General features: G+C 56.3%; 10 protein-coding genes. 1 reads left to right on the top strand and 9 read right to left on the bottom strand.

All coding sequences use genetic code 11. The annotated features are described in order from the left end of the window. From QZ377_RS07480 to QZ377_RS07465, 4 genes are all read right to left on the bottom strand, one after another. The coding region (locus QZ377_RS07480) for a hypothetical protein (RefSeq protein ID WP_291440546.1) at positions 1 to 534 on the bottom strand (534 nt) is incomplete at its 3' end. 48 nt (positions 535 to 582) lie between these two features. Further along, entirely contained in the window at positions 583 to 1,143 is a 561-nt protein-coding gene (locus QZ377_RS07475; RefSeq protein WP_291440545.1) for a YqiA/YcfP family alpha/beta fold hydrolase, read from the bottom strand. Then, positions 1,140 to 1,370 carry a hypothetical protein gene (locus tag QZ377_RS07470; protein WP_291440544.1) on the bottom strand — a complete coding sequence of 77 codons (231 nt, stop codon included), beginning with the start codon at positions 1,368 to 1,370 and terminating at the stop codon, positions 1,140 to 1,142. The genes QZ377_RS07475 and QZ377_RS07470 overlap by 4 nt, the downstream gene beginning before the upstream one ends. A gap of 381 nt (positions 1,371 to 1,751) precedes the next feature. Continuing rightward, the gene (locus QZ377_RS07465) at positions 1,752 to 3,527 is read right to left on the bottom strand and encodes a formate--tetrahydrofolate ligase (RefSeq protein ID WP_291440543.1); all 1,776 of its coding nucleotides are present in this window, start codon (positions 3,525 to 3,527) and stop codon (positions 1,752 to 1,754) included. Between the two features lie 510 nt (positions 3,528 to 4,037). Between QZ377_RS07465 and QZ377_RS07460 the strand changes: the two genes are divergently transcribed. Then, positions 4,038 to 4,427, top strand: coding sequence for a hypothetical protein (locus QZ377_RS07460; protein ID WP_291440542.1), 390 nt, complete (start codon positions 4,038 to 4,040; stop codon positions 4,425 to 4,427). A gap of 149 nt (positions 4,428 to 4,576) precedes the next feature. Here the strand turns inward: QZ377_RS07460 and QZ377_RS07450 are convergent, their stop codons facing one another. The 5 genes from QZ377_RS07450 to QZ377_RS07430 all read right to left on the bottom strand — a co-directional run bounded on the left by QZ377_RS07450 (position 4,577) and on the right by QZ377_RS07430 (position 10,891). Further along, on the bottom strand, positions 4,577 to 5,932 hold the full coding sequence (locus QZ377_RS07450) for a sodium:solute symporter family protein (RefSeq protein WP_291440540.1): 1,356 nt from the start codon (positions 5,930 to 5,932) through the stop codon (positions 4,577 to 4,579). Then, entirely contained in the window at positions 5,929 to 8,055 is a 2,127-nt protein-coding gene (gene bioA / locus QZ377_RS07445) for an adenosylmethionine--8-amino-7-oxononanoate transaminase (protein ID WP_291440539.1), read from the bottom strand. Before bioA ends, QZ377_RS07450 begins: the two co-directional genes overlap by 4 nt. Next, positions 8,039 to 8,989, bottom strand: coding sequence for a biotin synthase BioB (bioB, locus tag QZ377_RS07440; protein WP_291440538.1), 951 nt, complete (start codon positions 8,987 to 8,989; stop codon positions 8,039 to 8,041). The genes bioA and bioB overlap by 17 nt, the downstream gene beginning before the upstream one ends. Positions 8,990 to 9,412: 423 nt before the next feature. Next, a complete protein-coding gene (locus QZ377_RS07435) occupies positions 9,413 to 9,811 on the bottom strand; it encodes a MucR family transcriptional regulator (protein WP_291440537.1) in 399 nt (132 codons plus the stop codon). Between the two features lie 336 nt (positions 9,812 to 10,147). Continuing rightward, positions 10,148 to 10,891, bottom strand: coding sequence for a DUF4851 domain-containing protein (locus QZ377_RS07430; RefSeq protein WP_291440536.1), 744 nt, complete (start codon positions 10,889 to 10,891; stop codon positions 10,148 to 10,150). Positions 10,892 to 10,919: the final 28 nt, after the last annotated feature.

Here is a 10,919-nt window from a genome sequence, read left to right as displayed (position 1 = left end):
TTGAGGATTGACCGGCCATATAAAATACACAGGCACAGAAATGGCGTGAGCGGCTTTGGCAGAAGGATCTGTCCAGAATGTTTCCTTGCCGATACGCGCGGCCTGGGGTTGCGTGGTGTACGTTAGCTGACGGTTGACCGAAAAGCGCGAAGGCAGGGAGACTTTTTCAAGGGAAATTGTATAGGTAGTCTGCGGGTGCAGATGTTTTTCAGGCGTAAAGACCATACTCGATCCATTCAGCCAGCGCCATTCTCCCGGCGTTGCAGGGGTCATACGGACCCCCTCCACCAGTGTCCCGTACTGTCCGGCCGGTGGGCCGGAGCACTGGCGTGACCAATTCGCGCCGTACTCTTTTTTGCAGCGGTCCACATCCACGTCAAACCTTATGGACAGTCCCTCTGCCTGCCGCCAGTTATCTTCTTCGGGCAGACTGGTTCGCGCAACTCTATAGGCAGGCCCGGCCAGAGCCCCAGCGGCAATGCACAAAAGCATACCGAAAAGGGCAAGGCCGGATACAAGATATTTTTGAAACATAGTTTGTTATCTCCACAGGATATGCAAAACAACAAGGCACTGTTTGTTTTACTGTTGCCAGGCGGCTAATGTGCCTGTGATGGTTTCATCAAGGGCAGCCAGGCTGTGACCATCATCAGTTTCATGAATGCGGGCATGATTTTTCCAGTACGTGCGGGCCTCTGCCGGGTCCAGCAGGGTATCGGCACGGCCGAGCACCACAAGGCGCTCCACGGAAGCTTTGCGCGCATCGGCAAAAATAGCATAGCTGTCACACATTTCATCCGTAAATTTCCAGCGCTGCCCGCCATGAAAGGAGGTATTGGGCCCCACAAACTGCCGCAGGGCTTGAGCAGGCCACACCACAGGGTTGAAGAGCGCACAGTTACAGGCAAGCAACGCCGAGAGTTGGGAGGCATAAAACCCGCCAAGCGAAGAGCCTACCAGAACCAGTGGTCCTGCCTCTTCCGCACGTAAAGCCGCTGCCTGCGCCTGCAAATGCGCAAGATTTTCGGGAAAAAGCCCGCTGGACGGATAGTTCAGCGCACGAGCATGGGGAAAAACGTGCCGCAGCAAACAAAAAGTATTGCTGGCAGGACTGGAGTTGAAGCCATGTATATAGGCGATCATACTGATCCTTTTATAAATTTTGCTACAACAGCCGCTGCTGTGACGGGAGGCTCATTGCCATGAATCAAACTGCCGTAAAAAAGGGCGGCCCGAATTTTTTCCTGAGCGATGTTGAGTGAGAAGTAGGCATGCCCGGCAACGCAACTTTTTGCATGGCAGGCATCGTGGCAGGGGAAGAAATTTTCTTCAACGGTAATCAGAATATCTCCTGATATTATCCATGTCAAACAAGGATACCGGATAAAAAGTATTGTACCGATACGACGTAAAAGCGCGATACAATAAAAATGCAGGAGCATCCCCCCGGACGCCGCCTTTCAACAATACGAATTTTATGCGTAATGGCGGACCGAGCGCGCCCGATGCCCGCAAAACAGCCCGCTTCGGAACCAGGCTGCCCAATATGGGAACGACCTTTCCGAAACGGGCTGTTGCGGTATAAAAGAAGCAAAAATGTCATGGTCCCTTGCCAGGACAGCGGCATTTTGCATGTTCCGCCAGAGCAATTTTGCTTTAAATGACCCTGGCGGCTCGTGAACATCTGTCTGCGGAGCATAAACACAGCTTGGCTGCGCTGTGCCCCCGAAGTAAATCCTTACTAAAAGACTCTAGAAGAGTCCTGTGACCTTGCCTGTCTCCACGTCCACATCAATATTGCGGAAAGCCGGTTTGGAACCAGTACCCGGCATCAGGCTGATATCACCGGACACCGGGGCAACAAGCCCCGCGCCGCCAAAGAAAAGCACGTCGCGCACATGCAGCTTCCAGCCCTTGGGAACACCCTTGAGCGCAGGCTTGTCAGACAGGGAGTACTGGGTCTTCACCATGCAGACGCCCAGCTCGTTGGCATCGGGTCTTTCCTGCAAGTCTTTGAGGCGCTGGGCTGCAAGCGGTTCAAACTCCACTCCGTCAGCCCCGTAAACCTCCTGAGCGATCGTCGTGATGCGCTCGGTAAGGGGCAAACTCCAATCGTAGAGCGGCCGGAATTCGTTCTTTTCATTGCAGGCGTCCGTAACTGCGTCAGCAAGCTCCAGAGCGCCCTCTCCGCCCTTCTCCCAGTGCTCCGACAGGGCCACCCTTGCTCCGGCCTGTTCGCAAATGCGACGGATGGCATCGACCTCTGCCTTGGTGTCGGTATGGAACTTGTTGATGCAGACCACTGCGGGTACGCCCGAACGCCGTACAATGCCCAGATGGTGCAGCAGGTTGGCGCATCCGGCTTCCACAAGACCCACATCTTCACGGGTGTAGGGTTCTGGCAGTGCCTGGCCGGGTTTGGGCTGGGGAGCACCGCCGTGATTTTTGAGCGCCCGCACGGTAGCCACAACCACAGCCGCATCAGGCACAAGGCCGCTATAATGGCATTTGAGGTTCCAGAATTTCTCGTAGCCCATTTCGGCGGCAAAGCCGGATTCCGTCACATGATAGTCACTGAGTTTGAGCGCAACCCTGTCGGCAATGACCGAGCTTTGCCCAAGGGCAATATTGGCAAAAGGCCCGGTATGCACAAAAACGGGCTGCCCCTCGATTGTCTGAATAAGGTTGGGCTTGGCGGCCTCCACCAGCCAGGCAGTCATGGCCCCGGCAACCCCCAGATCGCTGGTGGTCACAGGCTTGCCGTTGCGGTCATGCGCCAGCACCATCCGCCCCATCCGCTCGCGCAGATCGCGCAGATCGCGGGCAATGGAAAGGATGCACATAACTTCAGAGGCAACAGTGATGTCAAAATGCGAACGCATCATGAAGCCATCATTGCGGCGCCCATCACCCTCAATGCCGATAATGATATTACGCAGGGCCTGAACGCAGAAGTCCATAACCCAACCGGTGTTGATTCTGGTGGGATCGATATTCAGTCGCGCCATGCCCGAAAGCTTTTCCAGCGTGGCATCGTCATAGTTGCGCTCATGCTGCATGCGCGAGGTCAAAGCCGTCATGCCCAGGTTGTGGGCCGTGCCCACGGCATGCAGGTCGCCTGTAAAGTTGAGAGAATAGGGTGTCAGCGGAATGCACTGCGAAAGCCCGCCGCCTGCGGCGGAGCCTTTCATTCCCATGGTAGGGCCGCCGGAAGGCTGCCGGATGGCCGCTGAAGAACGCCGTCCGCGCCGTGCAAGACCCTGCACAAGGCCGATGGTGGTTGTGGACTTGCCCTCCCCCAAAGGCGTGGGGGTGATGGCGGTAACATCAATATACTTTCCGTCGGGGCGGTCTTTTAGCCGCTGCATCACGGCCTGCTGCTCAACCTTGCCCATATAGTGCCCGTACGGCAACAGTTCAGCCTTTTCAAGGCCCAGTTCCGCAGCAAGGGTTTCAATGGTTTTCATGCGGGATTCCGCATCAAGGGCGATCTTCCAGTCAGGGTGCTTGGTGGGATCCAAAGTCATGGCAGCTCCATATAGTTGTTGCATGTTCTATGGCACGTTCCGGCGGGTATGGCTGCCCGCCTGTGAGAGCAGTTTCGCTTTGGGACAATCGTCTATGCCGATTTTTTCGATCTTGCAGCGCCCGCGCCGCGAAGACAGAGCATGTAGTAAAACAACCAACCTGAAAAACTGAACGATGTTCCGGATGCAAGGCATTTCAAGCTTGAGAAGCTCTGTTTGCGCTTTTGGGGAACATTCACTTCGCTGCCTGGCAGCACCACTGCACAGCGTGCTGTTTTCAGCTGCAAGTTATTCCGCCAGCCGTCAATCAGGCCTACGCCTCTGTGGCGAACATCCGCGCTCGCAATCATCAGAACAATCAGAGCGAGGTGAAAAAGGCGCTTCCAGCATCATGCCGCGCCAGTAAAACCATCTTTGGCCATCCGCATTGTCCGCCCTGTCCTTGCGGGACACGCCGCCGTACGCTATGCTGTGCGCGCCTTCAGCGGCACTTCATTGACCGGAGAATACATGAGACTTACCGCCAGACACGGCAGACTTGCCCTGACTTTACGCGTGTTGCGCATGGGCCGCGACTTGCAAGTCATATGCAGCGGCGGCCAGGCCCATATTGGCGCGGTGGCTGTGGCAAGCCCCCAGCCCGCGCGCGCGCAAGAAGCAGAAAGCCGTGTCCAAAATCTGATAAGCCTGCCCGGACACCGCGAAGACATGCTGGCAGCCCGGATGGCGCGTCATCTGGCCGACGCGCTGGACTGCACGGTATGCGTGAGCGCCGGCATTCATTTTGATTGTATCACCAAAGAAGAAATAGAGCGAGTGCTCAACCTGGCCGCGACCCTGACAGATCGCTGTGTGACCAGGTTGAGACAACCCGCGAAGGACTGCCATGTTGACCGTTAACGACCTGGAAAAACTGGAACAATACATTCAATCAGGCCAACTGGAACAAGATTTTAAAGACGGTTGTGAAAATGATCGTTTTTATCTTCTAGAACTGCTTGAAAAGATCATGGACGTTTCAGAACTGGCAGATGCCGCGGCCACGAGGCTCATATTCCGTGGTTTGCCTGTACCTCCGCCCCCTTCTCCACAGACTGGGGAGAACGGCGCGCCGCAGCAAGGCTCATAACCAAAGAAAATGCCAGTCCCGCAAAGCTCCAGTCGCTGTTGCCCGTAAGCGCAGCAGTCAGCCCCAGCAGGCCGCCGCCAAGAATGGCCACAGCCATGCCCCAGGGCCTGAAGTGCGCCTTGCCATGCAGCAACATGCCTATAAAAACCGGCGGCACAACGCCGCAAACATAAATATCGTTTGCCATAAGCAGCAAGGCAAGAATCCCCCTGCCGGGCAAGGCCAGGGCAAGCCCCATCAGGCCAAGAATAATCAGGCAGATGCGGCATGTTTTCACACCGGGTTTACGCAAAATATCATTGCTGCACACAGAGGCGGCAGTGATCAGGCATGAGTCCGCGGCAGAAAAAATGGCGCTGAAAATGCCCAGCAGAATGAGCGTGGCAGCCCATGCCGGCAAATGGGACAAAAGGGCCGTGGTTAACACCTGTTCCGGCGGCGTTCCCACAGGAACCAGGTCACGGCAGGATATTCCGAGAACAACTATAAGGGCTGCGGTAAGCGTCAGCCCGACAGCAGCCATCAAACCTCCCTTGCGGGCGGCGTGTTCATCACGGGCGCTGAGCATTCTGCCGAAAAGCATAGGGCATACCACGTAGCTGCCGCCAAGAATGCAAAGGAAGTAACGCAGCTTTGATGCGGGGAACTGCTCATTGAGCACTTCAACCTGCACCGCGGTAATGGCCTGGCCGCCCCCCAGGTGCAGTGTAAGCAGCAAGGCCGTCAGCAAAGACAAGAGCAGAATACCGAACTGCCAGACATCCGTCTTCATGACTGAAGCCTGCCCCCCGGCCAGAGTATGCCCCACAAGCACCGCCGCTCCCACAAGCATGGCTACATTTTTGTCAATCCCCGCCAGCGGCGCAATAATTGTAGCCAGAGCGCTGAACTGGGCAGCCAGAATCGCCAGCCAGGCTGTTACGATAATGACCGACGCCAGCGGGCGGCTGGGCGCACCGAGAAACGTGGTGAGCATTTCCGGCATGGTTATGGCCCCGCTACGGCGAACCTTGCGGGCCAGAAAAAGGCTCAGTAGCACAAGGCCCGCTGCGCCGGACAAAAGCCACCATATGGCCGGAGTTCCCACCTGCCATGCCAGCCCGGCCATACCCATGGTGGCCGACCCCCCCACGCACGAAGCAACGATGGACAGGGCAACCACATTGGCGGAACTGCGCCGGCCATTGACAAAGTACGTTTCCTTATCGGGGCCGCGCCGCGCCGTTATCCAGGCCAGAAGAAACAGTACCGCAATATAGATCAGAAGAAATATCACGACGAATGCGCCCCCTGGCGCAGGGCTTCTTCTACCGCAGCGCACAACCGGCGCGTATCCCCGGCGGGAGTCACATACGGTGGCATAAGATAGATAAGCCGGTTAAAGGGACGCAGCCACACCCCTTGATCCACAAAAAACGCCTGTAGCGTGCGCGTGTTGACAGGCTCCTTCATCTCCACCACTCCTATGGCTCCCAACACACGGACATGAGCCACACCGGGCATATCCATGCACGGGGCAAGACCTGTGCGCAGGTCGCGCTCAATATCTCCCACCTGCTGCCGCCATTTGCCGGAAGAAAGCAAGTCCAGACTGGCCCCCGCCACTGCGCAGGCCAGGGCATTGGCCATAAAGGTAGGCCCGTGCATGAATACCCCGCCATCCCGGCAGATGCCCTCGGCAACACGTCCGCTGCACACCGTGGCAGCAAGGGTGAGCACCCCCCCTGTAAGGGCTTTGCCGCAGCAAAGGATATCCGGACTGATACCGGCCCACTCAGCAGCGAACATTTTGCCCGTGCGGCCGAAACCAGTAGCAATTTCATCAAAGATAAGCAGCGTATCGGCATCGCGGCACAATTGCGCCAGCCCGCGCAGATACTCCGGATGATAAAACCACATGCCCCCCGCCCCCTGGACCACAGGCTCAAGAATAACGGCTGCGATCTTTTTTCCATACTGCTCAAGCATCTGGCGGGCATGGTCCAGACTGGCCGGATCAAAGGGCTGATCAAATCCGCAGGAGGGCTGCTCCATAAAGAGCTGGCGAGGCAACATGCCTGCGAACAGGCCGTGCATGCCGGTCACAGGATCGCATACGGACATGGCCCCGATAGTATCGCCGTGATAACCGCCGCGCGGCGTCAGAAAACAGGTGCGCCCCGTCTCCCCCCTGGCGTACTGGTATTGCAGCGCCATCTTGAGAGCGACGTCAACGGCCACAGAGCCGGAATCCGAAAAAAAGACGCGCTCAAGGCCTTCGGGCATAAGCCCGAGCAACCTTTCGGCCAATGCCACGGCAGGCTCATGCGTAAGCCCTCCGAACATGACGTGGGGCATGCGCCCGGCCTGTGTGTGCAGGGCGTCAAGCAGATGCGGATTGTTGTAACCGTGCACCGCTGCCCACCACGAAGACATGCCGTCCACAAGTTCCCTGCCGTCTGCCAGAACAATACGGTTCCTCCAGGTGCGGCGCACGGCATTAAGCGGAGGAAAATCCAGGGCCGAGGCGTAAGGATGCCAGACCGTTGCCCTGTCCCTGCGCACCAGAGCCTGCTCTTCTGAAGATGGCTGCCCCGCGGCGGGAGCAGATTCGGGCCATGCCTGCGCCATGCGCAAGGCCACAGGGGTCAGCAGGCGGGCCAGCTCGCCCCATCCGCCTTCATCCAGATTTTTCAGTCGCGGCAATTCTACCACCGGGGCATCATTACCGGCCCGGGCAAGCCGGTGACGCAGAATACGGGCGTTGTCTGCCAGCATGGCCGCTGTATCAACCCCGGGGCATCCGGCGTCAGGATCGGCCGAAGGCACAAGCGCCAACCCTGCCAGTTCAAGCCCGCTGTGACGCAGCGCATCAATGGAAAGAAAAATATGGTTCAGGCAGCCAAGATAATTGCCGCCAACAAGAAAAACAGGCAAGCCCAGTGCTGCCATAAGATCCAGCATATCTTCATTGTCATTGAGCGGCACACGCAGGCCGCCTGCCCCTTCCAGCAAAAAGGCCCGGGCCGGAACAGCCGCCCAGTGGGCAAGAATATCCGCGCGCAGGCCCATGCAGTCCAGCTTTTTCCCTTCCCGTGCAGCGGCAAGGTGTGGTGAGGCGGGCAGTTCAAAACAATGCAGCATTGCCCCTGGCGGCAGATTGCCTATGGAGGCGACGCCCGCCACCGCGGCTGTATACACCGCCGCATCAGACTGTGCTGAAAGGGTACTTCCACTTGCAGGAACCCCTGTCTGCACCGGCTTGACGGCCTGAACAGGCATATGCATCTGCCGCAATGCGCGCAACAAAGCGCCCGCGCACACTGTTTTACCCACGTCCGTACCTGATCCCGCCACAAAAACACCGCGCAAAGGTTCGCGCATGCGATCAGGACAACAGCCTTCAACAGCTCTGGTCACAATCAACCTCCAGACCAAGCGAATCAATCATGGCAAGATCATCAACCAGGCCGCGGCCCTGAGTAGTCAGGTAATCGCCGGTCATCAGAGCGTTCGCCCCGGCTGCAAAAATATCTTTCTGCCGCGCCCCCAGGACCAACGGCCTGCCTCCGCAGATGCGCAATGTGGCAGTGGGCAGTATATGCCTGAAAACGGCCACAATGCGCAGGGCTTCTCCGGCTGTAAGCGGCGGCTGGCCCGCAAGCGGCGTCTCCGGGTGAGGATGCAGAAAGTTCATCGGCACATGTCCCACTCCCAGCGCCTTGAGTGCAAAAGCAAAATCTATGCGATCACGCCAGCTTTCTCCAAGACCGAACAGACCACCAGTGCAGGCAGTCATACCTACGCCGAACACGCGTTCCACCGTTGCTTTGCGCTGGTCCCATGTTTGCGTGGTACAGATGCTGGGATAATACTGGCGGGAAGTTTCAAGATTGTGATGATAGCGGTCAAGACCGACATCCACCAACTGCGCGAGCTGAGCGGCAGAAAGCTTGCCCAGAGACGCGCAAACACGTTTACGCACATGCCCCGGCAAGGAGCGCAGCACACCCAGCAAACGGTCAAACTCTTCACCGCTGAGCGCCCCACCGCTGGTAACCACGCCTATTCGCGCCACAGGTTGCGCGGCCAGCGTCAGGATTCGCTCGCGTAGTTCTTCGTCAGGCAAGAGGGAAAATATATCAATGGGGGTATGGTTATGTTTGCTCTGTGAACAAAAACGGCAATCCATGCCACAGTTACCGCTACGGGCATTGATGATGGCACAAAGCGTTACCCTGTTGTCAAAAGTCGCCCGGCGCAATTGCGTAGCTCCGGAAAAAAGCTCATCTTCTGGAAGCGATACAAGCTTCAGCGCCTCGGCGGGATTTGCCGCCGCATAAAATTCTGTCATAACCCGATCCTGAAAATCTGAAGACGACAAACAGCCTGTCTGTGCCGCGCCTCAGTAATTAGTAAGCGTCATTACAATTCCGGCATCCCGGCAGGCCGCAAGCGAGGTGCCGCAAGAAAATGCATCCGGAGGAACTGCTAGCTCAGTTCCTTTGCCCCTGCTCTGCGTGCGCGAATACCCGCAGCCAAATATAATGCAGCTTCAGCCGTTCCCCCGAAAAGTTACGGCCAAAGCTGCATCTTCATTTATTTGCGCGGCTGAAGCCCAAGTGAGCATTACAAAAACCTTGCACATATATTTTCAAGCTACCATGCTCCGGACCACAAACCGTTATACTGTGGGGACCGCCGTGCCGCAGAGACGCCGCCCGGCCTGGCCGCAAGATACAAAAAGCCCGCCTGACGGCGGGCCGATAAGCAAACGCTATTGGGCTTTACGCCTCTTTTCCCACAATTTCATGTCTTTCATTTTTTTACGGCGTTCACGCTGGAGAGCCTTGCAGACAAGGGGGGCATCCTTTTTGAAGCCCCATTTTTCGCGGTATTCGGCAGTCGTTATATCATGACCGGCGAGATGACGCTTGGTCAGAATCTTGAAGCTCTTGCCACATTCAAGGCAGGTGACGGACTTTTCCTTGACGGACTTGCGGCCTTCCTGAGCCATTTCCACACTGTCCATTTCGGAAGGAGCTTCACCTTCGGCAACGGCGCGAATGCCGAGAGCAACCTTTTGTATAAAGGTTGCGATCTCTTCTTCGCTCATCACGCGCACACCAGCTTGTGCCCTGGTAATTTCCAGGGCTTCTTTCAAATAATCATCCATAATTACCCCTTATGGTCATCTTAATGATCCGCTGAACACGCACTATAAAAGGCGCGTTTGTTTTCAAAACAGATCAGTTTTTTCAAATCCAGAGTTCCAATTGGCAGAACATACACATGCCTTATTATTTCGTCAATGTAGCAATGCTCATAAAAAAAAACATATTACAAACATTATTATAGGTATTTGAAGCAGTTTTTTACTTTTGCCGCGCCATAGAACAAATTTCCATGTGCCACTAGTATCTTTAACGTACAATGGCCGCCCCAAACATGTGTTTTGGGCGGCCATTGCCGTACTGGTTGTATGCAATAAAAACTGATTATTAATAATAAATCAGTTCATCTTGAAAACATCATATCTTGATGCAGTGCCAAGAAAACGTTGATCCATAAACTGCCAGCGCACGTTTTGCATATACGGGTCAGCAAGGCCTTGCAAATCCCCGGGAACAGGCCCCACCACAAAGGCGTTGCGGGCGCGCTGTTCAAATGCAATCAACTGGTCAGTCTGCCCGATGGTCAGCACTTCAAGAAACTCCATCTGTGGCGGCAGCGGCTCACGGTATTCAAGAATAATCTTGTCGGCATTGAAGTTGAACCGTGAGGTAAAGCTGCGCACAAGCCAGCGCATCGGGGGCGTACCCGGCTGTACACCGGCTAACAGGGCAAAGGGATCGCGCGAACTGTCCGCTATGAAAGTGCAGGCAGCAAACGTTGTATCGCCTATAACCTCATTGGCCTGATCCACACTGAAAGGCGGTGTGGAGTCACTGTTCCAGTACCAGCCCTGCGCCAGTTCAACCTGGGCTACGATAGCCAGAGGCGAACTCGGCTGGCCCTGACCATAAGCCGCCATCCAGACAGACACCGGCAGGCCGCCCATAACGCCGGTCCAGTCCAGGTTGACCTGTCCCTGGCCTCCGGCAATAAGCGGCATATCCTTAACCGCCAGGCTAATGGCCGGGCGGGCCGTGGATACATAGGTCGGTCCGACCATTCCCCGCTGCAGGGCGGCAGTACAGCCGGTGGTAAACACCAGCAGCAAAGCCAGAAAACAGACTTGACGCATTTTTTTCATATAATCTCCCTTCGGGTCATGCCACCGC

The sequence above is a fragment of the Desulfovibrio sp. genome, from assembly GCF_019424165.1.
Classification (GTDB): domain Bacteria; phylum Desulfobacterota; class Desulfovibrionia; order Desulfovibrionales; family Desulfovibrionaceae; genus Desulfovibrio.
Note: the sequence above shows the minus strand (reverse complement) of the source record. Positions and strands in the feature narration are given on the sequence as shown.

What these genes read in the sequence shown, in the direction of transcription:
- QZ377_RS07475 (WP_291440545.1), bottom strand. Translation starts at nt 1,143, where the DNA reads ATGATCGCCTATATACATGGCTTCAACTCCAGTCCTGCCAGCAATACT.
- QZ377_RS07465 (WP_291440543.1), bottom strand. Translation starts at nt 3,527, where the DNA reads ATGACTTTGGATCCCACCAAGCACCCTGACTGGAAGATCGCCCTTGAT.
- QZ377_RS07460 (WP_291440542.1), top strand. Translation starts at nt 4,038, where the DNA reads ATGAGACTTACCGCCAGACACGGCAGACTTGCCCTGACTTTACGCGTG.
- bioB (WP_291440538.1), bottom strand. Translation starts at nt 8,989, where the DNA reads ATGACAGAATTTTATGCGGCGGCAAATCCCGCCGAGGCGCTGAAGCTT.
- QZ377_RS07435 (WP_291440537.1), bottom strand. Translation starts at nt 9,811, where the DNA reads ATGGATGATTATTTGAAAGAAGCCCTGGAAATTACCAGGGCACAAGCT.
- QZ377_RS07430 (WP_291440536.1), bottom strand. Translation starts at nt 10,891, where the DNA reads ATGAAAAAAATGCGTCAAGTCTGTTTTCTGGCTTTGCTGCTGGTGTTT.